Source organism: Rhodoferax sp., assembly GCF_028689295.1.
Classification (GTDB): Bacteria; Pseudomonadota; Gammaproteobacteria; order Burkholderiales; family Burkholderiaceae_C; genus Rhodoferax.
Map to the genome: position 1 here is coordinate 49,240 of NZ_JAQTWL010000004.1, position 25,656 is coordinate 74,895.

Genomic DNA, 25,656 nt, shown 5'->3' on the forward strand with positions numbered 1-25,656 from the left:
ACCGTTATTGCGCCGGTTTTTGCCCCAGCTTGCGGTACAGCGTGGCGCGGCTGATGCCCAGGGCGCGCGCCGCCTGGCCGACATTGCCGCGCGCCTCATCGACTGCCTTGCGGATCATGGCGGCTTCGACCGCGCGCAGCGCCAGCGCCGGCGCTGCGCTGGTGCCGGCCTGCAGCGTGTGGGATTCATCGTTGCGGTTGACGACCAGGGCCTGCAGACGCAGCCCGCTCCACAGTGGTAGCTCGACGGGCTTGCCAGGGTGCTTGGCGGCATCGAACAGGGGTTCGAACGGCATGCCCAGCACCTGGCTGACATGCACAGGAGGCTGTCCCGGACCGGCCAGACCCGGCACCATTTGCCGCGCGACCGGGTTGGCACCGGTGATCCAGCCGTCAGGGTCAAGGCACAAGATACCGTCGCCATCGCCGCCCATCGCGTTGCCCGGCCAGTTCAGGCGCAGTAGCAGGGCGTGCGCTTGCGCGGTGACCAGCGCGTTTTCAATCTTGCTGGCCGACTGCATGACCAGATGCTTGAGCTCGGGGCGCTCCTGCGCGTCGATGCCGGTCACGTCGAGCATGCCCAGGCAGGCGCCGTCGGGGCCGAACAGCGGCGCGCCGGCGCAGCTATAGACCGAGGTGGCTTCAAAAAAATGCTCGCCGCGGTGCAGCCAGACCGGTTGCTGTTCGGACAGCGCGGTGCCAATGGCAGTGGTGCCAATGCTGCGCTCGGACAGGTCGGTGCCAACGCGGCTGATCAGGTAGGCGCGCGGGTCGCTCTGGTCGATGGCACCACAGGCATCCACCACCACGCCTTCGGCATTGGTCAGGATGGCGAAGTAGCGGGTGTTGACAATGGCGCGCGCCAGGCTTTGCAGCATGGGCTGCGCCGCCGAAATCAGGCCGTGGTTGGCCTCCAGCGTGGCACGCAGCAGGGGTGCCGTCACCTGGGCGAAGCCGAATGAGGTCTGCGGCTGCAAACCCAGCCCCAGGCAGCGCTGCCACGAGCGCTCCACCCACGGCGCCACCCAGCCTGGCGCCAGCGGCCGGCCGTCGTGCATCAGGGCCTGGCGCGCCTGGGCAATGCGTGCCAGCCGCGGCGCGGGGTTGACGGTGGCTGGCGTGGATGGCTCAAGTTTCATGATCTGGCCTCGAATTTAGCGCACTTGTGGGCCACAATGCCGATCAGGGTTTCTCGTTGGGACGTTTTATCGGGTTCCTGTGGGTCAAGTCTGCTTTCATCGTCTTGTTGAGCCGGAATGGTTCATTCGTTCTCGCCAAAGCCATCCATTTTGAAAACACGGTCCATCAACTCACAACCACGTCGCGTCAAGGCGGCTTTCATGTGGCCTTTCGCCATGGTGCTGGCAGCCATATTGCTGGCCTTTGCCATTGCCGCCTATTGGTTGGAAGGACGCGTGCGTGATCAGGCTCTGACAGATCGAGTGTTGGCGGTTCGCACACTGCTGAAGCAAAAGATTGCCAAGGACGCCGATCTGATGCAAGCCACCCTGCGGGCGCTGATGGCCAATCGCGTGGTGCGGGATGCCTTGCAGCGGCAAGACCGCGACGCCCTGCAGCGTGAGCTGGGGTCGCTTTTTGCCACCTTGCGCGACCAGCACCGCATTACCCATCTCTATGTCAATGATGCCAATCTGGTCAATGTGCTGCGGCTTCACAGCCCGGTCAATCATGGTGATGTGATTTCCCGCTTCACTGCGACGCGTGCCCGTGACACAGGGCAACCCGTCCACGGCCTGGAATTGGGTCCGTTGGGGACGTTGACGCTGCGGCTGGTGATGCCGTGGCAGGTGGATGGGCGGGTCATCGGCTACCTGGAAATGGGTGAGGAAATTGGCTATGTGGTGGACGAACTGCACGACAGTTTGGGCGTGGACTCGTTTGTGCTGGTTGACAAACGCTTTATTCTGCATCGGCAATGGCAGTATGGTCTGGAATTGCTCCAGCGCCTGGGTCAATGGGAGCAGTTTGACAACCGCGTGCTGGTGGCGCAAACCACAGCGCAATTTCCGCCAGCGATCAGCGCCGCGGTGCTGACCCGTTTGCGTCAGGGTGCCACCGAAGTGATTCAAACCGATGGCAAGGCCATGCACTTGGCCATGCTGCCGCTTTTGGATGTGGCGGGACAGCCCATTGGCGAGTTGGTGGTCATGCGCGACATTGAAGGCTTGCAGCAAACATTCTTCAAATCGGTGCTGTCCGTGATCGGCTTGAGTCTGGCTGCCGGACTGGGCGTATTGGCGCTGTTTTATGTGGCCCTGGGCCGGGTCGATCGGGACTACCAACGCCAACACGACCTGGAACACCAGTTGCTCAGACTCGACAACGAGCACCAGCGCATCGTGCAGCTGGAAAAAATGTCGGCGCTGGGCACCATGGTCGGCGAAATTGCGCACCAGCTCAACAACCCGCTGGTGGGCGTGGTCAACCTGGCCCAGTTGGCGGCGCGCGAGGCCGACGACCCGGCGCGCACCCGCGAGCTGCTGGCCGAGATTCGCCGCGCCGGTGAAGACTGCCATGCCTTCATCACGTCGATGTTGCGCTTTGCCAAGGTGTCCAAGTTCGAGCGCCACGCCACCGACCTGGCGCAGGTGGTCCAAGAGACGGTGTTGATGTTTCGCCAGACGGTGCAAGGCCAAATTCAGGTGGAAATGAATTTTCCAGAAGAGGCGGTGGTGCTGGAGGTTGACCCGATATTGCTGCGCCATGCACTGTTTAATTTGCTGCTCAATGCTGCGCAGGCGACCGAGGGCGCGGGGGCGATTCAGATCAGCTTGCAGGCGCAGCCGCATCCCGACACCGGCGCGCCGGGTTGGGTGCTGACGGTGCGCGACCATGGCAAGGGCATTGCCCCTGAAATTCTGGACCAGGTGTTCAGCCCGTTTTTCACCACCCGCCGCGACGGCACGGGCCTGGGCCTGCCGGTGGTGCAGCATGTGGCCTTGCTGCACCAGGGTTTTGTCAGCGTCGAAAATTTGCCTGAAGGTGGCACGCAATTTGCAATTTGGTTGCCTCAGACCCACTCAACTGGCCCTATTTCAGCGGATCAAACCAAACCGAAGCTCACCCATGTTGCCCAAGATATTGGTCGCCGATGATGACCGCTACACCCGCACGCTGATTGCGCAACTGCTGCGCAATAGCGCGCAGGTGTTGCTGGCGCCCGATGGCGAGGTGGCGCGCCAACTGTTCGCAGAGCATGACTTCAACCTGGTGCTGATGGACCAGCGCCTGCCCAACCACAAGGGGCTGGATTTGTTGCGGGAGTTTCGCGCCCAACGCCCGCGTATGGTGGCTATTCTGATGACCGGGTTTGCCGACGTGCGCGATGCCGTGGCCGCTGTGCGCGAGGGCTTGTTCGACTACCTGACCAAGCCTTTCGAAGACCTGGAAGCGCTGGAAGCCGTGATCGGCAAGGCGCTTGAACTCGACGCGGCTTACCGCGAAATCGACAGTTTGCGCAGCCGCCTGGCCGTCACCGCCGGCGCACCCGTGGTGGTGGGCCAGTCGGCCGCCATGACGCGCCTGCTAGGCCAGCTTCAGCAGGTGGCCGGGCTCGACACCACGGTGCTGCTGGAGGGCGAAAGCGGCACCGGCAAGGACGTGATGGCCAAGCTGATCCATGCCCACAGCGCGCGTGCTGACAAGGCGTTTCTGGAGGTCAATTGCGGCGGCCTGCCCGAGTCGCTGCTGGAGAGCCTGCTGTTTGGTTACGAAAAGGGCGCCTTCACCGGTGCCGTCCAGGCCAGCGCTGGCTACTTTGAAAAGGCCCACGGTGGCAATCTGTTTCTGGACGAAATTGCCGACATGAGCCCCAAGCTGCAAAGCAGTCTTCTGCGCGTGTTGCAGGACCACAGCTTTTGCCGCATTGGCAGCACCCAGCCACGCACCACGGACTTTCGCCTGATTTGCGCCACCAACCGCAGCTTGGCGGGCGAGGTGAAAGCAGGGCGCTTTCGTGAAGATTTGTTTTACCGCATCAACGTGGTCGCTGTGCATTTGCCACCGCTGCGCGCGCGCGAGGGTGACGTGTTCCGCCTTGCGGTTCACTTTTTGGAGCTTTACAACACCAGGTTCGGCAAACAATGCGGCCCCTTTACCCCGGCGGCACTGGCGGCTCTTGAGGCACAGCGGTGGCCGGGCAATGTGCGCGAGTTGCAGCACTGCATCGAGCGTGTCGTGGCGATGCAACCCGGCGGTGTGATTGATGCCGTTCACCTGTGCCTGAGCGGTGGTTCAGGGCAGGGCAATGCGCCGCAGCCGACCACAGCCAAAGTGCCGACGCTGGCCTACCAGGATGCCCGGGCCGGTTTTGAGCGCGACTATTTGCGTGACTTGCTGGCCGCGTCCGCTGGCAACATGTCCGAGGCGGCGCGTCTGAGCGGCATTCCCAGACAGAATCTGTACGTGCGCATGAAGCGCTGGGGTTTTGTCACTGAAATGTGACAGCTGTCATCATTTGGTGACAGCTGCGCGGCTCGTGATGGCCGAGCTCGCCACTCCCGAGCCCGTGTGACGCCATGTTTCCTCAGTGGCATGAAGTTTGCCTAGTGAGACGGTGTTTTTCAATCATTGAAGGAGTGTGTCATGCGAAAAATTCTTGCCGGGAGCCTGACGGCCCTGGCTGCGAGCTTGCTGATGGCTGCATGTACGCAGACCGATCTCAAGAGTTCGGCCACGGTGTCAGTCGCGGGCGTGGTTCAAAACGGCAGTGACGACCGGTTCACAAAAGTTCCCGACGCGACGGTCTGGCTGGTTCCCGCGGCTGACATCGCCGCCATGGGCAAAGTGCCGATCGAGGTCAAGAAAGATGCCAAAAACGACGAGCCGCTGGAAGACAGCCTGGCGGCCAACCGGGCGCGCTACCTCAATGCCAAAACCAACGCCAAAGGTGAATTTGCCTTTGACAAGGTACCTGGCGGCAACTATTTTGTGTATGTCGAGCCCGCCGGTTCAGGCCTTCTGCCCGGCGGTGACAAATCACGCAAGGCACTCAGCACCGCCGAACTCTCGGCCAAGCCAGTGACCGTCAAGGTCTCGGGTAATGTGCCGGCTGGTGCCACTTACACGGGCACCTCGTCGTGCCTGAAATGCCACGAAGACAAGGAACACTTCAAGCAGACCATGCACCGGCTGGGCATCCAGGTGGTCGGCAAGCCCAGCGGCCTGCAAGACTATTCGCGCTTTCCCGAGGTCAACAAGGGTCTGAACAAGCTGATGGCTGGAACCACCTTCTGGTTCTACGGCTTTGACGGCACGCGGAAATTTGACAAATATTTCATCGGTACCAAGGCACCGGCCGATCTGGCCAGCGCCAGCTTTACGGCCACCTTCTTCAAGGACAGCGACGGCAAGCTCAAATTCCGCACCAACAACCTGCGCGATCCGGCCGATGCGCCGCGTGTTTATACCGTCGATGGGGCCTACGGTGGCGGCGTGTACAAACAGCGTTACCTGTACCGGGTGGGTGCCAACCTGTTCCCGTTTGTCCAGTTCAATCAGTTGGGCGACGACAGCTTTGCCGACCGGGGTCGCAAGACTTGGCGCGACTACCACTCTGATTGGCTGTTCAGTGAAAAAACAAACAAGCTGACCAATCCCTCACTGGAACATTCATTTGAAAAAGAGTGTGCTTCTTGTCACTACAACGGTTACAGCCTGACCAAGAACGCGGCGGGTGCCTACATTGCCAGCTCGGTGACCGACCCGAATGGTGAGATGGATGTGGACGGCGACGGCAAGCTCAATGAAATGAACATGGGCTGCGAAACCTGCCACGGCCCGGGCTCTGCGCACAAGGATGCCAAGGGCCTGGCCAAGTTTGCCACCATCGTCAGCCCAAACAAGCTGGCGGCAGAGCGCGAGTCGATGATCTGCGTGCAGTGCCACAGTCGTCCGCAAGGGCATCTGAAGAACGACCAGCCGGTGAATGCTGCCAACAAGATGATGCTGCCAGGCACCTCGCGCAACGAGTTCCTGAAGGAATTTACGACACGGGAAGACGCAGCGCCTGGTGACTACTGGGCCGACGGCCTGCATTCCAAGTCGCATCACCAGCAAGGCACTGACTTCATCAAGTCCAGCAAGTACCGCAACGGCACGCAGCTGGTGGCCTGCTCCAACTGCCACAATCCGCATGGTGACGCCAAGTTCGCCCATCAGCTGACGCAAGACCCCAAGTCCGTCGCGTCGTGCACCACCTGCCACGCCAACAAGACCGACCTGAAGGCTCACTTGGCCGAAAAAGCCAAGTGCACGGTCGATGTGAGCCAGATAACCTGCAACAGTTGCCACGGTACCAAGACCATGCAGACCGGTGCTGGCATGGGCAAGGGCCTGGTGGCAGCCGACGGCAAAAACTACTGGATGAACGACATCACCTCGCACATTTACGATGTGCCGCGCAAGGACAACAAGGGTGTCAAGGGTGTTGCTGCCGGTACTGCCATGCCGATCCCGTACACCAACGCCTGCGGGGCAGCTTGCCATGATGTCAAAAAACTCTGATTGAGTTTTACCTTTGAAAAGGCCGCCGCTAATCCCGGCGGTTTTTTTCTGTCTCATTTTGAGAATTTGTGGACTTTGCGCTGATCAGATTAGGGTTAGTACTAGGTGTCAAAGCATGGCAAACTTTAACAATAGCTATGTCCTCGATTTCATAGGAACGGCATTTCATAGCTGCTGTTCGCAAAGTTTCATTTATCACCTCAAGGAGACACACACATGCAAAAGGTGTTGCACATCAACGCAGACAAATGCACCGGCTGTCTGCAGTGCGAAATGGCTTGTTCTTTCGAGAACTATGGCACCTTCGCCACCGCCAAATCGCGTATCAAGGTTTTCGACTTCCACCACACCGGCAAAAAAGTGCCCTATACCTGCACCCAGTGCGACGAGGCCTGGTGCCTGCACGCGTGTCCGGTGGAAGCCATCACGCTGGACAAGGCCACCGGCGCCAAGGTGGTGAACGAAGCCACCTGTGTCGGCTGCAAGGTCTGCACCATCGCCTGCCCGTTTGGCACGATCAACTACGTTCAGGAAACCGGCAAGGTGCAAAAGTGTGACCTGTGCGGCGGCGAGCCGGCTTGCGCCGATGCCTGCCCCACCGGTGCCATCACTTTCATTGACGCCAACTGGACAGGCTTGGGCAGGATGGAACAGTGGGCCGACAAGCTTGGCAATCAAGCGGCTGCAGCTTAGAAACCTTGCGGGTCAGACCACTTTGCGCAGCAAACCTGCTCTGACCCCAACACTTTGAATCTAACCATTTAGGAGACATCACTATGTCATGGGCTGGAAAAATCCTCCGCGTTAACTTGACCGCGGGTACCGTCAAGTCAGAACCCCTCAATATGGAGTGGGCCAAGGCCTACATCGGCTCACGCGGCCTGGGTACCAAGTACCTGGTCGAAGAAGTCGATGCCAAAGTCGACCCTTTGAGCGCCGACAACAAGATCATTTGGGCCACTGGCCCGCTGACCGGCACCATGGCCAGCACCGGTGGACGCTACACGGTCATCACCAAAGGCCCGCTCACGGGGGCCGTGGCCTGCTCCAATTCTGGCGGCTACTGGGGTGCCGAGTTCAAAATGGCCGGCTGGGACATGGTCATCTTCGAGGGCAAGTCGGTCAGGCCGGTTTACCTCTATGTCAACGATGACGTGGCCGAGCTGCGCGATGCCGCCCATCTTTGGGGCAAGAGCGTTTGGCAAACCGAGGAAATCATCAAAAAGGGCTTGCAAGACCCGTTGACCCGCGTCTCATCGATTGGCAAAGCGGGTGAAAACGGCGTGCTGTTTGCCGCTGTGGTCAACGACCTGCACCGCGCTGCAGGACGCTCCGGTGTCGGTGCCGTCATGGGCAGCAAGAACCTCAAGGCCATCGCCGTGCGCGGCACCAAGGGCGTGGGCAACATCAAGGACCCCAAAGCCTTCATGGCCGCCACCAAGGCCGCCAAGAAAGTGCTGGCTGACAACGGCGTCACCGGCACCGGCCTGCCCGCCATGGGCACCCAGGTGCTGATGAGCGTGATCAACGAAGTCGGTGCCCTGCCCACGCGCAACCACCAGGACAACCAGTTTGAAGGCGCGATGGACATCGGCGCCGAAGCCATGGCCAAGCCGCGCGCCACCGACGGCAAGAAGCACCTGGTCACCAACCAGGCCTGCTTTGGCTGCACCATCGCCTGCGGGCGCATCAGCAAGATGGACGAGGGCCATTTCACCATCGAGAACAAGCCGCAATACCGCGGTGCCAACGGCGGCCTCGAGTACGAAGCCGCCTGGGCGCTCGGAGCCGCCAACGGTGTGAACGACCTGGAATGCCTGCAATACGCGAACCTGTTGTGCAACGAAGAAGGTATCGACCCGATCAGCTTCGGCGCCACCGTGGGCGCGGTCATGGAACTCTATGGCATGGGCGTGCTGACCAGGGAGCAAATTGGCATCGAGGCGCCGTTTGGTTCGGCCCGAGCGCTGGCCTTTCTGGCCGAGGAAACCGTCAACGGCCGTGGCTTCGGCAAGGAAATTGGCCAGGGCTCCAAACGCCTGACCGCCAAGTACGGCCACCCGGAACTCAGCATGAGCAGCAAGGGACAGGAATTTCCGGCCTACGACGCGCGCGCCATCCAGGGCATTGGCCTGGCCTATGCCACCAGTAACCGCGGCGGCTGCCACTTGCGCGGCTACACCATTGCCTCCGAAGTGCTGGGCATTCCAGTCAAGACCGATCCGGCCGAGTCGCGGGGCAAACCCGACTTGGTAAAGGCTTTCCAGGACGCTACTGCGGCCTTTGATTCGGCTGGGGTGTGCATCTTTACGACCTTTGCCTGGGGCCTGCAGGACCTGTCGCCGCAAATGCAGGGCGCTTGCGGCGAGCAGTACACGATTGAAGAACTCGCCAAGATCGGCGAGCGTATCTGGAACATGGAGCGCGAGTTCAACAACCGTGCTGGCTTTACCAAAGCCGACGACAGTTTGCCAGCGCGCTTGACCAGCGTCGAAGGTGCCTGCAAGACCGGCCCCATGAAAGGCAAGTTCAGCGAGCTCGCCACCATGCTGCCGCTGTACTACGAAGCCCGTGGCTGGGACCCCGAAGGCCGCCCGACCGCGGCCACCAAAGAGCGGCTGAGCCTGTAAAGTTCGCGTCACCGTCATTGCGAGGCGCTTAGCGACGCGGCAATCCAAGGATTCATGGATTGCCGCGCTTCGCTCGCAATGACGACGCGGAGTCACAAACAAGCGGCTTCAACAGCCGCTTTTTTTCTGGAGAAATCAACATGACCCACCACGTCATCCTCGGTGCCGGCCCGGCCGGTGTCATTGCCGCGGAAACCATCCGCAAACTCAGCGCCCAGGACAGCATCACGATCATCGGCGACGAACCCGAGCCGTCTTATTCGCGCATGGCCATTCCCTACCTGTTGATGGGCAACATCGACGAGGCGGGCACCTACTTGCGCAAGAACCCCACACACTTTGCAGATTTAAAGATCAATGTGCGTGTTGGCCATGTCAAGCATGTGCAAGCAGCCGCTAAAACCATTGTGCTTGACGACGGCGAAACCATTTTGTTCGACACCTTGCTGGTGGCCACTGGCTCGCGCCCGGTGACGCCGCCCATTCCTGGCATCAAGTCCGAAGGGGTTCACCGCTGCTGGACGCTCGCCGATGCGCGCGCCATCGCCGCGCTGGCCCAGCCCGGTGCCCGGGTGCTGCAGCTCGGTGCCGGTTTCATTGGCTGCATCATCATGGAAGCGCTGGCGGCACGCGGTGTGAAACTGAGCGTGGTTGAAATGGGCGACCGCATGGTACCGCGCATGATGGGCCCCACGGCGGGCGGCATGATCCGTGATTGGTGCGAGACAAAGGGCGTGGAAGTGTTCACCAGCACCAAGGTCGAGTCGATCGAGCCAGGGACACCTTTGAACGCGAAGCTCTCCAACGGCACGACCATGCAGGCCGACCTGGTGATCAGCGCGGCCGGGGTGCGCCCGGCCATTGGCTACCTGGAAAACTCCGGCATCACCTGCCTGCTGGGCGTGCTGACGGACGAGCACCTGCAAACCAATGTGCCCGGCATTTATGCCGCCGGCGATTGCGCTGAAGCACTGGACAAGGTGAGCGGCAAGATGATCGTCAGCGCCATCCAGCCCAACGCTGCCGAGCAGGCGCGCATTGCCGGCCTGAACATGGTGGCGTTTGCGCGCGGGCAGGCGCCCAGGGCCAACCTCAAGGGAGTGACACAAATCAACGTGCTCGACACACTGGGCTTGATCTCGTCCAGTTTTGGTGACTGGGAAGGTGTGCCAGGCGGTGAGCATGTTGAACTGACCGACAAACCCGCAGGTCGCCATTTAAGCCTGCAGTTCAAGGATGATGTGCTGGTGGGCTGCAACAGCGTGGGCTGGACCGAGCATGTGGGCGTGATGCGCGGCCTGGTCGAAGGTCAGATCAAATTGGGCGACTGGGCGAATACTCTGAAGCGAGACCCGACCCGTTTGATGGAAGCCTACCTGGCCGCAGCGCAAGGGCAAGGCGACTGGTCGGGTGCACAGGATGCGCGCAGGCGTTAAAGTTTGCGACATGAAGATCACCCTGAAACTGTTCGCGTCGCTAACCGACTATTTGCCTGATTCGGCCAAGTACACCAACTTTGTCGAGTTGGATGTGGCACCCGCGAGCACCATCGCGAAAATCGTCGAGCAGCAGCGCCTGCCCGAAAAGTGGGTCCATCTGGTGCTGCTCAACGGCCACTACATAGCGCCAGAGCAGCGTTCGGCGCAAACCCTGAATGAAGGAGATGTGCTGGCCATCTGGCCACCCATTGCCGGCGGCTGAGGCGCATCACTACATGCAGGATTTTTATGGCGAGCGCTTCGAGCGCGAGATGGGCTGCACCGAGGCCGAATGGCTGATGTGGCTGCCCAGGGCGGTGGGTGACAACCACTGGAAAATGCAGGCGGGCACGGCAGGCGTGCGCATCGGCGACGGGGCGCTCGGCCTGAAATGGCAAGTGGGGCCACCCAGGGTGATCGGACTCATCAGTATTCCGGTGCTCAAGGTGAGCTTTCGCTTTGCCGGGTTGAATGAGCAGGAACGTTATGTTTTCATGAAGCGCTTCGATCTGTACATGCAGCGCGGTGGTGGTTGATCAAACCGACGATGTGATAAAAAAGGCAACCGTCTTGATGCCCGCCAGCGTCAGCAACAGCGAGCCGAACAGGTGGAGTGCGGCGGTGCTGAAGCCCAGCAGGTAGCGCTGCTGGCCGAGCATGCCGACCACTTCGGCTGAAAAGCTGGAAAAGGTGGTGAGGGCGCCCAAAAAACCGGTGATGATGGCGAGCCGCCAGGCTGGCTCCAGATGGGGAAGGGCCTGGAAGATGGCCACTGCTACCCCGACCAGATAGCCGCCAATCAGGTTGGCGGCCAGGGTGCCCATCGGAATCAGTGCCCCCGGGTTTAGCCACAAGCCGAAACCCCAGCGTGCCAATGCCCCGAGACAGGCACCCAGACAAATTGCAAAGACAGACATCATGAGGACGTCATCATACTGATTCAGTTGGTGTGCCAGCAAAAAAGCCCGCGGTTGCGGGCCTTGGCAAGATACGACAATGGCTTTATTTCTTGGGTGTGCTGGCCGTTGGCTTGGCTTTCTCAGCCTTGGCTGTTGATTTTGCAGCTTTGGGGTCAGTGGCAACTGGCGCAGATGCCGGTGCGGCTACTTTGGCCTCGACTTTTTTCGTTTCCTTCTTTGCTGCAGGGGCTGCGCCCTTGAAGACTTCACCATTGACTGTCATGCCTTCTGCCGAGAATTTAGCGGCGTTGCTATCACCGACTCCCTTGACACGCTCAATAAAGTCCGTCCAGCTTTTGAAGTTGCCTTTTTTACGCTCATCAAGAATCTTGGTGGAAGTTCCCGGGCCTATACCCTTAATGCTGTCGAGCTCTGCGGCCGTGGCCTTGTTGACATCTACAGCGGCGAAACAAGTGGCGGCAAAAAACATGGCCATGATGGCCAAAAATTTCTTCAACATAATGGTCTCCCAAGGAATTAAAAGAAGGAATGCTTGTGTTGACGGCCAAATGGGAACACCGGTCTTCAACGCAATAAGTGTATACGCTTTCGTTTTAAGTCGGGATTGTGAGACCCGACTAGCTGCATTGTGGAAACTGTCCAGTGTCAGGCCTGTTGTGCCAGCCAACTGATGTAGCTGGCCACTCCTGTTTGCACGTCAGCAAACGGATGTTTGCAACCGGTGGCGCGCAAGGCACTTAAGTCGGCCTGGGTGTAGCTCTGGTATTTGCCACGCAGCGCATCGGGGAAGGTCATGTATTCAAGCAGCCTCTCAGCGATCAATTCGTCAAGTGACAGCGCTGCCTGGCCGTTGATCTGTCGCATCGCATTGACCACCGAACTGGCCACATCGTTGAAGGGCTGGGCACGACCGGTGCCGAGGTTGAAGATTCCAGAGATTTCGGGATGGTCGAAGAACCACAGGTTGACGGCGACCACGTCGTCGATAAAGACGAAGTCACGCATTTGCGCGCCAGGCGCATAGCCGCCATATTCGCCAAAGAGTTTGACCTTGCCCTCGGCCTTGAATTGGTTGAACTGGTGAAACGCGACGCTGGCCATGCGGCCCTTGTGCTGTTCGCGTGGGCCATAGACATTGAAGTAGCGAAAACCGACCACTTGGCGGGTGAGTCCGGCCAGGGCGTTCTCGAACGCCGGACCGCACTCAATCCGCATGCGCTGGTCAAAGAGCAATTTGGAGTAGCCGTAGACGTTGAGCGGCTGCTCGAAGGGGGGTTCTTCCCTGAAGGTGTCAGAGCCGCCGTAGGTGGCGGCGCTGGAGGCGTAAAGCAGGCGCGCACTGCGCTTTTGGCAGGTCTGGTACAACTGCACCGAAGTGGCATAGTTGTTTTGCATCATGAACTTGCCATTGTGCTCCATGGTATCGCTGCAGGCGCCCTCGTGGAAAACAGCTTCCACCTTGCCGTAGGCATCGGCCGCAAACGCATCGTAAAAAATGTCGGCATCCACATAGTCGGCAATCTGCAAATCGGCCAGGTTGCGAAACTTGTCGCCCTGGGTCAGGTCATCGACCGCAATGATGTCGGTCAGGCCCCGCGCGTTGAGGCCCTTGATGAGGTTGGCGCCAATAAAACCAGCGGCTCCGGTGACAACGATACGGCTCATGTAAACAACTCCTCATAAGAAACAGTGGCGGTGCCGAATTTGCCCACCACGATACCTGCCGCCAGGTTGGCCAGCGGCAGGGCCTGACGCAGGCTGAAACCGGCAGCCACCAGGGTGGCCAGCGTGGCGATCACGGTATCGCCGGCGCCGGTCACATCGAACACTTCGCGCGCCTGCGCTTTGACGTCCAGGCGTCCCTGCGTGTCAAACAGCGTCATGCCTTCTTCGCTGCGGGTCAGCAGCACTGCCGCCAGCCCAAGCGCGTGCCGCAGGTTTTCCACCTTGGTCTGCAACTCAGGCTCGTCCTGCCAAAGCCCGATCACCTGCTGCAATTCGGCACGGTTGGGGGTGATCACGGTGGCATGCTGGTAACGCGAGTAATCCGATCCCTTGGGGTCGATCAGGATCGGTTTGCCGGCTTCGACGGCGCGCGCAATCATGTCACTCACATGCGCCAGGCCACCCTTGCCATAGTCCGAAAAAAGCACCGCCTGATGGCTGGGCAAGAGTTCGAGGAAAGTGGCGGTTTGCGACGCCAGCACCTCGCTTTTGGGCGTGTTCTCGAAGTCCATCCGCAATAATTGCTGCTGACGGCCGATAACGCGCAGCTTGACCGTGGTTTTGAGCTGCGCATCGCGGCCGAAATGGGGTTGGATGCCGGTGTTGGCCACCAGCGCTTCGAGCTTGTGGCTGGCTTCGTCGTCACCCACCACGGTCAGCAGGGATGCCTGGGCACCCAGTGTGACCACATTGAAGGCCACATTGGCGGCACCACCCCTGCGTTCTTCCTCGCGCGTGACGCGCACCACCGGCACCGGAGCTTCAGGGCTGATGCGCTCCACGGCACCGAACCAGTAGCGGTCCAACATCACGTCACCCACCACCAGCACGCGGGCATGTTCTAGTTGTCCTTTTGAAATGCTCATAATTCCTCGACCCGGTGGGCGGGGTAACTGTCCCAGGCCTGACAGCCAGGACATTGCCAAAAGTGTTGCGTGGCTTCAAAGCCGCAGGCGGCACAACGGTAGCGCAACAGTGGCTGGGTGGCATGGTCAAGGGCGCGTTGCACCTGCGGATGAAACTGTTCGTGTTCCAGCTTTTCACCGGCGATCCAGCGCGTGGCGGCCACCAGCGAGGGCTCTTTTTCAAGATGGCGCGCGTACCATTCGCGGGCACTTGTTTGCACGGCAGGATCGGCGTCGGAGAGGATGACGATGGCCTCCAGCACGTCCAGCGAGGCATGTTCGGCATAGAGTTGTTGGAGCCGCGCCAGGGTGGTCGCACCGTTGTCACAGCGCAGCGCAAGTTCGGCCAGCGGAAGGGCGATCAGGGGAATGGCTGTGGAGGCGCTGTCGAGGGCCCGCATCAGGGTGTTCCAGGCCTGGTCATCCTGCCCCATGCGGATGAGCAGTTGGGCCAGATCAAGACGCGCCCGAGCCGCTTCTGGCGCCTTGGTGATGGCGCTATTCAGCAATTGCAGCGCCGCTTCCAACTGGCCCTGGGCCACTTGGGCGGCGGCTTGCTCGCACAGGTAATGGGCCAGCCGGGTTGCGAAACTGCCTTGTCCGGCCTGTTCCAGTTTTTCTGCCATTTGGGCGGCCTGCGCCCAGTCACGGCTGCGTTCGTAGTTGGCCAGCAGGGCCAGGCGCGCCTGGGCTTCGAAGGTCGTGTCTTCGAGCTTGAGCAGCGCGGCCTCGGCGCGGTCCAGCAACCCGGCTTTGAGGTAGTCCAGCGCCAGCGCATACTGGGCGCGGTGCCGGTCCGCCTGGCTGATGTCAGCACGCGATAACAGGTGCTGATGCACGCGCACAGCCCGCTCGTATTCGCCACGGCGGCGGAACAGGTTGCCCAGTGCAAAGTGCAACTCCGAGGTGTCGGGGTCGTTCTGCACCGCCTCGATGAAGGCGTCGATGGCCTGGTCTTGCTGCTCGTTGAGCAAGTAGTTGAGGCCCTTGAAATAGGCTTTGGGTGCTTGTCGGTTTTCCAGCCGTATTTGGCGCAAATCAAGGCGTGAGGCCAGCCAGCCCAGCCCAAACGCCAGCGGCAGTCCCAGCAAAACCCAGCCCAAGTCAAATTCCATCGGCGTAGGCTGGTATGGCGGCAGGTGCCTGGACTGGCGCAGCAGGTTCGGCAGGCGGTGTTGCGGGCTCCTGATTGGCGCGGCGATGTTTCCACCACCAAGGGACCATGCCCAATACGCCCACCACCACACCGATGCTAAAGGCGCCCAACACCACCAGCACCATGGGTGCGAGCCATTGGTTGCCAAAGAAAAAATGCACTGTCGTGACTTGCTGATTGTTCAGCGCGAACGTAAACAGTGTAAAAAAAATGGCTGCTTTGAGGATCCACCTCAGCAACCACAGGATGTGTTTCATCGATGATTCCCAGTGATGGGAAGATTCTAGCGTTTGAAGTTGCCGTCAAGCTGGCGGCAACAAGGCATCGGTGCGCTGGTCAACGGCCTGGCGAAGGGCTTTGCCGGGCTTGAAGTGGGGCACCTGTTTTTCAGGAATGGCCACGCTTTCGCCGCTGCGCGGGTTGCGTCCCATGCGTGGCGGGCGGTAGTTGACAGAAAAACTGCCAAAGCCCCGGATTTCAATGCGGTGTCCGCGTGCCAGGGCGTCGTTCATGGCCTCCAGGATCGCCTTGACCGCAAATTCGGCATCGCGTTGGGTGATCTGGCCAAATCGGGCTGCAAGTTCTTCAACGAGGTCGGAGCGGGTCATAAACCAATACCTTTGCGGGACAGACCTTTAGCTCTGTCCCCAACTGACTAGTAAGAAAAAAACGACCGGTGCGCAGGGCAACCGGTCGTCCGTTCAGGTTGGCAATAACGGCTTAGTTATTGTTGTCGAGCTTGGCGCGCAGCAAAGCGCCCAGGCTGGTGGTGCCGGCGTTTTCACGGGCAGATTGTTGGCTCAAAGTCGCCATGGCTTCGGATTGGTCAGCAGCGTCCTTGGCCTTGATCGACAACTGGATGTTGCGGGTCTTGCGATCCACATTGACCACCACAGCGGTGACTTCGTCGCCTTCCTTGAGCACGTTGCGGGCATCTTCGACGCGGTCGCGGGAAATTTCCGAGGCGCGCAGGTAGCCGATGATATCGTCGCCCAAGTCAATCTCGGCACCCTTGGCGTCAACAGTCTTGACCTTGCCTGTGACCACGGAACCCTTGTCGTTGATCGACGAGAAAGTGGTGAAGGGGTCGGAGTCGAGTTGCTTGATGCCCAGCGAGATGCGTTCGCGGTCCACGTCCACGGCCAGCACCAACGCTTCGACTTCCTGGCCCTTTTTGTACTCGCGCACAGCTTGTTCGCCGGGTTCGTTCCAGGACAGGTCGGACAGGTGCACCAGGCCGTCGATGCCGGCAGCCAGGCCCACGAACACGCCGAAGTCGGTGATGGATTTGATCGGTCCCTTGACGCGGTCGCCGCGCTTGGTGTTTTGGGCAAATTCCTGCCATGGGTTGGCCTTGCACTGCTTCATGCCCAGGCTGATACGGCGCTTGTCTTCGTCGATTTCCAGCACCATGACTTCGACTTCGTCGCCCAAGGCAACGATCTTGGCCGGGGCCACGTTCTTGTTGGTCCAGTCCATCTCGGAGACATGCACCAGGCCTTCGATGCCCGGTTCGAGTTCAACAAACGCGCCGTAGTCGGCGATGTTGGTGATCTTGCCGAACATGCGGGTGCCTTGCGGATAGCGGCGGTTCACGCCCATCCACGGGTCGTCGCCCATTTGCTTCAGACCCAGCGACACGCGGTTTTTCTCGGTGTCGAACTTGAGGATCTTGGCGGTGATTTCCTGGCCAGCGGTCACCACTTCAGACGGGTGACGGACACGGCGCCAGGCCATGTCGGTGATGTGCAACAGGCCGTCGATGCCGCCCAGGTCCACAAACGCGCCGTATTCGGTGATGTTCTTCACCACGCCTTGAACAATGGCGCCTTCTTTCAGCGTGTTCATCAGCTTGGAGCGCTCTTCGCCCATGCTGGCTTCGACCACGGCACGGCGGCTCAGCACCACGTTGTTGCGCTTGCGGTCGAGCTTGATGACCTTGAACTCCATCGTCTTGTTTTCGTAAGGCGACAGGTCTTTGGTCGGACGGGTGTCCACCAGCGAACCGGGCAGGAAGGCGCGGATGCCATTGACCAGCACGGTCAGGCCGCCCTTGACCTTGCCGCTGGTGGTGCCAGTGACAAATTCGCCGGTTTCCAGGGCTTTTTCCAGGCTCATCCAGGAGGCGAGGCGCTTGGCGGTGTCGCGCGACAGAATGGTGTCGCCGTAACCGTTTTCGATCGAGCCGATGGCCACCGACACGAAATCGCCGACTTGCACTTCGGTTTCGCCCTGATCGTTTTTGAATTCTTCCAACGGCACGTAGGCTTCGGACTTGAGGCCGGCATTCACCACCACAAAGCTGTGCTCGATACGAACCACTTCAGCAGTGATCACTTCACCCGTGCGCATTTCCGTGCGTTTCAGGGACTCTTCAAACAGGTCGGCAAAAGATTCAGACATTTTCTATGCGGTAATAAAAAACCGCGGGGTTAAGTTTTTGAACCTCATCCGCAGTGCGCCAATGCAGCGCGAGAAGACAGACGAGGACCGGTGCAATGGTTTGGGTTTACGCCCGCGCCTTTGCGATTTCAGCCCTTGGGAAAGATCAGAAGGGCTGCTTGCCTTGCCACCATGCCAACACCAGATGAACCGATTCTTCAACCGATACACTGGAGTTGTCGAGCAGCTTGGCGTCTGGTGCTGGCTTGAGAGGCGCAACGCTGCGGGACGAATCCCGTGCATCACGCGCTTCCAGGTCAACGCGAAGAGCATGGAGTGTAATCGAATTCCCTTTTGAAATCAACTGTTTAAACCGCCTTTGCGCGCGCTGCTCGGCGCTGGCTGTCAAAAACACCTTGAGCGGTGCGTCCGGAAAGATCACGGTGCCCATGTCGCGGCCATCGGCGACCAAGCCGGGCAGGCGGCGAAAACTGTGTTGCAAGTCCAGCAAAGCCGCTCGCACCTTGGGCAAGGCGGACACTTTGGACGCATTCATGCCGGCGTCTTCTGTGCGGATGGCGTCTGTCACGTCCGCACCGTCGAGCAGCACTTGATCACCTTTGAATTCAATGCGCAGTCCTGGGGCTAGATTGGCGATGGCCAGTTCGCCCATGGCATCCAGCGGCAACCCCGCCTGTGTGGCAGCCAGCGCCGTGATCCGGTATAGCGCGCCCGAGTCGAGCAGGTGGTAACCCAACTGGCTGGCCAGTTGTGCCGCCAGCGTGCCCTTGCCCGAGGCGGTGGGGCCATCGACGCAGATCACCGGGATGTTGCATGGATCGGTCCATACCAAGGAAAACAGCGCTTCGAAATAGTCCGGGAAGGTCTTGGCGACGCATTTGGGGTCTTCGATGCGCACCGGCAGGCCGCCGGGGTTGAAGGCGGCGAGGGCAAAGCACATGGCCACGCGGTGGTCGTCATAGGTGTGGATGCTGGCGGCTTTCCACTGTGCAGGGCTGGCCGGCGGTGTGATCTGAATGAAATCAGCACCTTCCACGACCGTCGCGCCGAGCTTGCGCAGCTCGCACGCCATGGCGGCAATGCGGTCGGTTTCCTTGACGCGCCAACTGGCGATGTTGCGCAAGCTGGTGGTACCTTGCGCATAAAGCGCCATCACGGCCAGCGTCATGGCGGCGTCTGGGATGTGGTTGCAGTCGAGGTCAACGGCTTTGAGCGGCCAGGCGCCGCGCGAGACTTCAAGCCAGTTAGGACCGCTCACCACTTTGGCGCCCATCATCCGGGCGGCTTCAATGAAGCGGATGTCGCCCTGGATCGAATCGGCGCCCAAACCTTCGATGCGGATGCCGCCCAAGCCGGCAGGGCAGGGCGCAATGGCGCCCAGGGCGATGAAATAACTGGCCGAAGAGGCGTCGGCCTCGACAAACAGGGTGCCCGGAGTCCGGTACTGGCTGCCCGCGGGAATGGTGAAGCGCTGCCAGCCGTCGCGACGCACCTGAATGCCAAAGCGCGCCAGCAGATTCAGGGTGATCTCGATGTAGGGCCGTGAGATCAACTCACCCACGACGTCAATCACGATGTCCTGCATGGCCACCAGCGGCAACGCCATCAGCAGAGCGGTCAGGAACTGGCTGGACACATCGCCGCGCACCTGGATCGGGGCATCGAGCCTGAGCTGCGGTTGACCAATGTGCAGCGGCGGGTAGCCGTCCTGGCCGGTGTAGTCGATCCGGCAACCCAGTTGGCGCAGCGCATCGACCAGGTCGCCAATCGGGCGCTCGTGCATGCGCGGTACACCGCTCAAGCCATAGCTGCCACCCATCAGGGCCAGCGCGGCGGTGAGCGGCCGGATGGCGGTACCGGCGTTGCCCATGAACAGATCGGCCCGCGCGTATTTGGGCTGGCCTCCCAGGCCTTCGATGAGCACCGTGTGACCTGACTGTGTGATGCCGCAACCCAGTGCCCGCAGGGCTGCCAGCATGACGCGAGTGTCATCGGAGTCCAGCACCTCATGGATCGTGGTTCGGCCCCGGCTGAGCGCGGCCAGCAGCAGCACCCGGTTCGAGATGCTTTTGGAGCCTGGCAAGGTGATGCTGCCACCGGCGGATTGCAGCGGCGGCAGATCGATGAAGACGGTATTTAGCATGGTGGCTTGTGTTGCTTGAGATGCCAATGGCTGCGCGCACTACTGGCCTGCTCGATCAGGGCTTGCAGCGCCGCGCCATCACCTTGCACCATCAGCGCTTCAAAAGCCTGCAACTGCGCCTGAAAGTGCCGGATTTGGGCCAGCAACTCATCGCGGTTGGCCAGCAGGATGTCGCGCCAGACCTTGGGGTCGCTGGCGGCGATGCGGGTGAAGTCGCGAAAACCCGGGCCGGCCAGTGCCAAAAATTCCTGCCCCAGGGGCTGCTCTGCGACGGCGTTCATCATGGCAAAGGCCAGCAGGTGCGGCAAGTGGCTGACTGCCGCAAAGGCCGCATCATGGGCCTCTGGCGACATCTGCACCACCCTGGAGCCCAGCGCCTGCCAGACACCGATCGCCTGCTGGAGCTGGCTGCTGTGCGTCCGCTCGGTGGGCGTCAGAATCACTTGACAGCCCTGGTACAGCTTGGCATCGGCATGTTCCACGCCAGCCATTTCCTTGCCAGCAATCGGATGGGCTGGCACAAAGGAGACAATGCGATGGCCAAGTGCACGTTGCGCCGCCGCCAGCACATCGCTTTTTGTGGAGCCCACGTCCATGATCAGCATCTGCGGTGTAACTGCGGGTTGAATCACCTGCAGGGTGGCTTCGGTGGCGGCTACCGGCACGGCCAGCAATACGATGTCGGCGCCGGTGGCCGCCTGCAGTGCCGATGGCGCTGTCTCGTCGATGACGCCCAGTTGCCGGGCCTTCTGGGTGGTCGCGGCTGATTGGCTGTACCCCACCACGCGCTTGACCAGTCCGGCGCGCTTAAGCCCAAGCGCAAACGAGCCGCCCATCAGGCCGCAGCCGATCAATCCGAGTTGCTCGAACATGCTCACTCGCTGACCGGGTAGGTGCCCAGCACTTTGTAAAACGCGCACAGGCTGCGCAGTTCTTCCAGTGCGGCCGCCACGTGTGGCTGGCTGGGGTGGCCTTGCAGGTCAATGTAAAAATAGTATTCCCACTGGCCCGAGCGCGCGGGTCGCGATTCGAAGCGGGTCATGGATACGCCGTGTTTCTTGAGCGGCACCAGCAGGTCATGCACCGCACCCGGCCGATTCGTCACCGAGACGATCAGGCTGACACAGTCATTGCCGGTCGCTTGCGGCGCTGCCAGCGTTTGTGGCAGGCAAATGATGGCGAAACGGGTGCGGTTGAAGGCATCGTCCTGGATCGCATAGGACGCGATGTGCAGGCCGAATTCACTGCCGGCGCGTTCGCTGGCTATGGCCGCCCAGGCCGGGTTGGTGGCGGCCAGGCGGGCACCTTCGGAGTTGCTGGCAGCGGCGCGGCGCTCGGCGTTGGGCAGATGGGTGGTGAGCCAGTCCTGGCATTGCGCCAGGGCCTGCGGGTGGGCGTAAACCGCTTCGATGTTGTGCAGTGAGGGCTCAAGGCGCAGCAGGTTGTGGCGCACCAGAAAGCTGGTTTCACCGATGATGTGCAGCGGCGAGTTGAGCAGCAGGTCGAGTGAGCGCGAGATCACGCCCTCCGAAGAGTTTTCGATTGGCACCACGCCGAACTCGGCGCTGCCCGCGGCTGTGGCGCGAAACACCTCGTCGATGCTGACGCACAACACGCGAGACATGCTGCCGCCAAAGAACTGGATCGCCGCCTGTTCGCTGAAGGTGCCCGCCGGCCCCAAGTAGGCCACCCGTTGAGGCGCCTCCAGCGCACGGCAGGCCGACATGATTTCGCGCCAGATAAGGCCCAGGCTCTGGTCTTTGAGGGGACCTTTGTTGTGCGACTGCAGATTGGCAATCACCTGTGTCTCACGGTCGGGGCGGAACACGGCCGAACCGTCGATGCGCTTGATTTCTCCCACCTCGTGTGCCAGGGTGGCACGCTGGTTCAGCAGGGCCAGCAACTCCAGATCGAGGGCATCGATCTGGGTGCGCAATTCGGGAAGGGTTTTTGCCATGGGCCTTGGTGCTGATGGAAAGAGAAAGGGAAGGTCAGGCGCGAGTTTTCTCGAAGTCACGCATGTAATTCACCAGCGCCTGAACGCCTTCCAACGGCATGGCGTTGTAAATGCTGGCGCGCATGCCGCCCACCGATTTGTGGCCCTTGAGCTGCAGCAGGCCACGCTCGCGGGCACCGGCCAGAAATGCCTCGTTGAGGCTTTCGTCGCGCAGGTAAAACGGCACGTTCATGCGCGAGCGGCAATCCCTGGCCACCCGGATCACGAACAGGCCGGAGCTGTCAATCGCGTTGTAGAGCAATTCGGCCTTGGCAATGTTGCGTGCTTCTATTGCCGCGATGCCACCCTGCTCCTTGAGCCATTTGAAGACCAATCCGGCAATGTAAATCGAATAGGTGGGAGGCGTGTTGAACATCGAATCGTTGTCGGCCACGGTGCGGTAAGAGAAAGCGCTGGGGCAAATCGCCAGCGTGCGGTCGAGCAGGTCGTCGCGGACCACCACCAAGGTCAGGCCGGCAGGTCCGAGGTTCTTTTGAGCACCGCCAAACGCCAGGCCGACGCGCGACCAATCGACCGGGCGCGAGGCGACGTGGGATGAAAAGTCCACCACGAGCGGGGCGTCGCAACCCAGGGCTTTCAGGTCGGGCAACGCGTGGTACTCAACGCCATTGATGGTTTCGTTGCTGCAGATGTGCACGTAGGCCGGCTTGTCACTAAGCTGCCAAGTGGCAGGATCCGCCAGCGTGGTGTGCCCTTTGGCCTGCGTGTTGGCTGCTTCATGCGCCGTGCAGTACTTGCGCGCTTCAGCCAGGGACTTTTGACTCCAGCTGCCGGTCACCACAAAGTCAGCCGTCTGCCCCTGAGACAGATTCAACGGCACGATGGCGTTTTCGGCCAAGCCGCCGCCTTGCATGAACAGCAGCTTGAAGTGCTCGGGCACCGCCAACAATTCACGCAGATCAGCCTGGGCCTGCGCGTAAATTTCGCCAAACTCCTTGCCGCGATGGCTCATTTCCATCACGCCCATGCCACTGCCATGCCAGTCCAGCATCTCGGCAGCGGCCTGGGCCAGCACCGCGTCGGGCATGACGGCGGGGCCGGCGGAAAAATTATACGGGCGCATCGCCGTCTTCGTCAGCGGCATCTTCGCTGGGCGGGTTGGCATCGTTCTCCACAATGCGTTGCAGGCCGCTCAATTGCGAGCCGTCGTCCAGGCCGATCAGCGTCACGCCCTGGGTGGCGCGACCCAATTCACGGATCTCGGAAACACGGGTGCGCACCAGCACGCCCTTGTCGGTGATCAGCATGATTTCATCGTCCGCATGCACCAGCGTGGCCGCCACCACTTTGCCGTTGCGCTCGGACTGCTGAATGGCGATCATGCCCTTGGTGCCGCGGCCATGGCGGGTGTATTCAGCGATGCTGGTGCGCTTGCCATAACCATTTTGCGTGGCGGTGAGCACGCTCTGCGTCTCGTCTTCGGCCACCAGCATGGCGATCACGGACTGGCCTTCTTCCAGGCTCATCCCCTTGACGCCGCGCGATTGGCGGCCATGGGCGGTGACTTCTTCTTCGTTGAAGCGGACCGCCTTGCCGCCATCGCTGAACAGCATCACATCGTGTTGACCGTCAGTGATTTCAGCGCCAATCAAATAATCACCCTCGTCCAGATTCACGGCAATGATGCCGGCCTTGCGCGGGTTTGAAAAATCGTCGAGCGGGGTCTTCTTGACGGTGCCCATGCTGGTGGCCATGAAGACGTATTGATCCGCCGGGAAGGTGCGTTTTTCGCCGGTGAGCGGCAGCACCACGGTGACTTTTTCGCCCTCCTGCAACGGGAACATGTTGACGATCGGGCGACCACGTGAGCCGCGTGAGCCTTGCGGCACTTCCCACACCTTGAGCCAGTACATGCGGCCACGGTTTGAAAAGCACAGGATGTAGTCGTGCGTGTTGGCGATAAAGAGCTGATCCACCCAGTCGTCTTCTTTGGTGGCCGTGGCCTGCTTGCCGCGACCACCGCGTTTCTGCGCCCGATATTCGCTCAGAGGCTGGCTTTTGATGTAACCGCTGTGGCTCAGGGTGACCACCATGTCGGTCGGGGTGATCAGGTCCTCGGTCGAGAGGTCGAAGGACGAATACTCGACCAGGCTGCGGCGTGCGCCCAGTTTGGTCATGCCGAATTCGGTCTTGATGGCAGTGAGCTCGTCGCAGATGATGACCGAGACCCGTTCGGGTCGCGCCAGAATGTCGAGCAAGTCGTCAATCTCGGCCATGACTTCCTTGTATTCGGCGACGATTTTGTCTTGCTCCAAGCCGGTCAGGCGCTGCAAACGCATTTGCAGAATCTCCTGCGCCTGCGTTTCAGACAATCGGTACAAACCGTCAGAGCCCATGCCGAATTCACGCTCCAGCCTGTCCGGACGGTAATCGTCGGCGTTGACCAGGCCGCCGTCGGCGCGCGTGCGGGTGAGCATTTCGCGCACCAGTTTGCTGTCCCACGGGCGGCTCATCAACTCGACCTTGGCCACCGGCGGCGTGGGCGATTCGCGGATGATGCGAATGAAGTCGTCGATGTTGGCCAGCGCCACGGCCAGGCCTTCCAGCACATGACCGCGTTCGCGCGCCTTGCGCAGGTTAAATACCGTGCGTCGCGTCACTACTTCGCGGCGGTGCTCCAGAAAGACCTCGATCAGATCCTTCAGATTGCACAGCTTGGGCTGGCCATTGATCAGCGCCACCATGTTCATGCCGAAGGTGTCCTGCAACTGGGTCTGCTTGTACAGGTTGTTGAGCACCACCTCGGGCACTTCGCCGCGCTTGAGCTCGATCACCAGGCGCATGCCTGATTTGTCAGATTCGTCCTGGATGTGGCTGATGCCTTCGATTTTTTTCTCGTGGACCAGTTCGGCCATGCGTTCCTGCAAGGTCTTCTTGTTGCACTGGTAGGGCAATTCATCGACGATGATGGCCTGGCGCAGGCCCTTGTCGATGTCTTCAAAGTGGCACTTGGCGCGCATCACGACACGTCCACGCCCCGTGCGGTAGCCATCCTTGACGCCATTGATGCCGTAAATGATGCCGGCCGTCGGGAAGTCGGGCGCCGGGATGATTTCCATCAACTCGTCAATCGATGCTTCAGGGTTGCGCAACAGGTGCAGGCAGGCATCCACCACTTCATTGAGGTTGTGCGGTGGAATGTTGGTGGCCATGCCCACCGCAATGCCCGAGGAACCATTCACCAGCAAATTGGGAAAGCGCGCTGGCATGACCAGTGGCTCTTGTTCGCTACCGTCGTAATTGGGGCCGAAATCAACCGTTTCCTTGTCGAGATCGGCCAGCAATTCATGCGCGATCTTGGACATGCGGATTTCGGTGTAGCGCATGGCGGCAGCGTTGTCGCCGTCCACGGAGCCGAAATTGCCTTGGCCATCGACCAGCATGTGGCGCAGAGAGAAGTCCTGCGCCATGCGCACGATGGTTTCATAAACCGCGCTGTCGCCGTGCGGGTGGTACTTGCCAATCACATCGCCGACGATACGAGCCGACTTTTTGTAAGCCTTGTTCCAGTCGTTGTTAAGCTCATGCATGGCAAACAAGACGCGCCGGTGCACGGGCTTGAGGCCATCTCGGGCGTCCGGCAAGGCCCGCCCAACGATCACACTCATGGCGTAATCCAGGTAGCTGCGGCGCATCTCGTCGGCAAGACTGGTGGGCAGGGTTTCTTTGGCGAACTGGGTCATGGAGTGGACTTGAGGCTAGGCAAGATCTAAGTTAACTATTGATTTTAAGCTTTGAAATTGTGGCTCCCGCAC

At 60.6% G+C, this 25,656-nt stretch carries 22 protein-coding genes; 8 read left to right on the forward strand and 14 right to left on the reverse strand.

Translation table 11 applies throughout. The annotated features are described in order from the left end of the window. Positions 1-4: 4 nt before the first annotated feature. A complete protein-coding gene (locus PHF15_RS05355; protein ID WP_300119554.1) occupies positions 5-1,138 on the reverse strand; it encodes a helix-turn-helix domain-containing protein in 1,134 nt (377 codons plus the stop codon). Between the two features lie 201 nt (positions 1,139-1,339). On the opposite strand from PHF15_RS05355, the gene PHF15_RS05360 reads away from it, so the two are divergent. The 8 genes from PHF15_RS05360 (at position 1,340) to PHF15_RS05395 (ending at position 11,168) form a co-directional block, all read left to right on the forward strand. Beyond that, positions 1,340-3,115 carry an ATP-binding protein gene (locus PHF15_RS05360; RefSeq protein ID WP_300119555.1) on the forward strand — a complete coding sequence of 592 codons (1,776 nt, stop codon included), beginning with the start codon at positions 1,340-1,342 and terminating at the stop codon, positions 3,113-3,115. Continuing rightward, positions 3,087-4,463: a sigma-54 dependent transcriptional regulator gene (locus PHF15_RS05365; protein WP_300119556.1), complete on the forward strand. Its 1,377-nt coding sequence runs from the start codon at positions 3,087-3,089 to the stop codon at positions 4,461-4,463. The genes PHF15_RS05360 and PHF15_RS05365 overlap by 29 nt, the downstream gene beginning before the upstream one ends. 141 nt (positions 4,464-4,604) lie before the next feature. Next, positions 4,605-6,524, forward strand: coding sequence for a cytochrome c3 family protein (locus PHF15_RS05370; protein ID WP_300119557.1), 1,920 nt, complete (start codon positions 4,605-4,607; stop codon positions 6,522-6,524). A 216-nt stretch (positions 6,525-6,740) separates the two neighbouring features. Beyond that, entirely contained in the window at positions 6,741-7,217 is a 477-nt protein-coding gene (locus PHF15_RS05375; RefSeq protein WP_300119558.1) for a 4Fe-4S dicluster domain-containing protein, read from the forward strand. An 83-nt stretch (positions 7,218-7,300) separates the two neighbouring features. After that, positions 7,301-9,154 carry an aldehyde ferredoxin oxidoreductase family protein gene (locus PHF15_RS05380; protein WP_300119559.1) on the forward strand — a complete coding sequence of 618 codons (1,854 nt, stop codon included), beginning with the start codon at positions 7,301-7,303 and terminating at the stop codon, positions 9,152-9,154. 140 nt (positions 9,155-9,294) lie between these two features. Beyond that, entirely contained in the window at positions 9,295-10,590 is a 1,296-nt protein-coding gene (locus PHF15_RS05385; protein WP_300119560.1) for an FAD-dependent oxidoreductase, read from the forward strand. 10 nt (positions 10,591-10,600) lie between these two features. Continuing rightward, complete coding sequence (locus PHF15_RS05390; RefSeq protein ID WP_300119561.1) at positions 10,601-10,855, forward strand: MoaD/ThiS family protein; 255 nt, start codon at positions 10,601-10,603, stop codon at positions 10,853-10,855. Beyond that, positions 10,818-11,168: a hypothetical protein gene (locus PHF15_RS05395; protein ID WP_366520581.1), complete on the forward strand. Its 351-nt coding sequence runs from the start codon at positions 10,818-10,820 to the stop codon at positions 11,166-11,168. Before PHF15_RS05390 ends, PHF15_RS05395 begins: the two co-directional genes overlap by 38 nt. Here the strand turns inward: PHF15_RS05395 and crcB are convergent, their stop codons facing one another. The 13 genes from crcB to gyrA form a co-directional block, all read right to left on the reverse strand. After that, a complete protein-coding gene (gene crcB, locus PHF15_RS05400; protein ID WP_300119562.1) occupies positions 11,169-11,552 on the reverse strand; it encodes a fluoride efflux transporter CrcB in 384 nt (127 codons plus the stop codon). Positions 11,553-11,634: 82 nt separating this feature from the next. Beyond that, entirely contained in the window at positions 11,635-12,051 is a 417-nt protein-coding gene (locus PHF15_RS05405) for a DUF655 domain-containing protein (RefSeq protein ID WP_300119564.1), read from the reverse strand. 146 nt (positions 12,052-12,197) lie between these two features. Next, a complete protein-coding gene (rfaD, locus tag PHF15_RS05410; protein WP_300119566.1) occupies positions 12,198-13,217 on the reverse strand; it encodes an ADP-glyceromanno-heptose 6-epimerase in 1,020 nt (339 codons plus the stop codon). Then, positions 13,214-14,143, reverse strand: a complete 930-nt coding sequence (gene rfaE1, locus PHF15_RS05415; RefSeq protein ID WP_300119568.1) for a D-glycero-beta-D-manno-heptose-7-phosphate kinase — start codon at positions 14,141-14,143, stop codon at positions 13,214-13,216. Before rfaE1 ends, rfaD begins: the two co-directional genes overlap by 4 nt. After that, positions 14,140-15,297, reverse strand: a complete 1,158-nt coding sequence (gene lapB, locus PHF15_RS05420; protein WP_300119570.1) for a lipopolysaccharide assembly protein LapB — start codon at positions 15,295-15,297, stop codon at positions 14,140-14,142. Before lapB ends, rfaE1 begins: the two co-directional genes overlap by 4 nt. Next, a complete protein-coding gene (locus PHF15_RS05425; protein ID WP_300119572.1) occupies positions 15,287-15,595 on the reverse strand; it encodes a LapA family protein in 309 nt (102 codons plus the stop codon). Before PHF15_RS05425 ends, lapB begins: the two co-directional genes overlap by 11 nt. A gap of 45 nt (positions 15,596-15,640) precedes the next feature. After that, positions 15,641-15,946, reverse strand: a complete 306-nt coding sequence (locus PHF15_RS05430; protein WP_300119574.1) for an integration host factor subunit beta — start codon at positions 15,944-15,946, stop codon at positions 15,641-15,643. A gap of 112 nt (positions 15,947-16,058) precedes the next feature. After that, entirely contained in the window at positions 16,059-17,741 is a 1,683-nt protein-coding gene (rpsA, locus tag PHF15_RS05435) for a 30S ribosomal protein S1 (protein WP_300119576.1), read from the reverse strand. A 145-nt stretch (positions 17,742-17,886) separates the two neighbouring features. Then, positions 17,887-19,884, reverse strand: coding sequence for a bifunctional 3-phosphoshikimate 1-carboxyvinyltransferase/cytidylate kinase (locus tag PHF15_RS05440; protein WP_300119578.1), 1,998 nt, complete (start codon positions 19,882-19,884; stop codon positions 17,887-17,889). Then, the gene (locus tag PHF15_RS05445; RefSeq protein WP_300119580.1) at positions 19,878-20,756 is read right to left on the reverse strand and encodes a prephenate dehydrogenase/arogenate dehydrogenase family protein; all 879 of its coding nucleotides are present in this window, start codon (positions 20,754-20,756) and stop codon (positions 19,878-19,880) included. Before PHF15_RS05445 ends, PHF15_RS05440 begins: the two co-directional genes overlap by 7 nt. Before the next feature lie 2 nt (positions 20,757-20,758). After that, positions 20,759-21,841 carry a prephenate dehydratase gene (pheA, locus tag PHF15_RS05450; protein WP_300119581.1) on the reverse strand — a complete coding sequence of 361 codons (1,083 nt, stop codon included), beginning with the start codon at positions 21,839-21,841 and terminating at the stop codon, positions 20,759-20,761. Positions 21,842-21,875: 34 nt separating this feature from the next. Next, positions 21,876-22,964, reverse strand: a complete 1,089-nt coding sequence (serC, locus tag PHF15_RS05455) for a 3-phosphoserine/phosphohydroxythreonine transaminase (protein ID WP_300119582.1) — start codon at positions 22,962-22,964, stop codon at positions 21,876-21,878. After that, positions 22,951-25,584 (reverse strand): DNA gyrase subunit A, encoded by a 2,634-nt coding sequence (gene gyrA / locus PHF15_RS05460; RefSeq protein WP_300119583.1) that lies wholly within the window; start codon positions 25,582-25,584, stop codon positions 22,951-22,953. The genes serC and gyrA overlap by 14 nt, the downstream gene beginning before the upstream one ends. Positions 25,585-25,656: the final 72 nt, after the last annotated feature.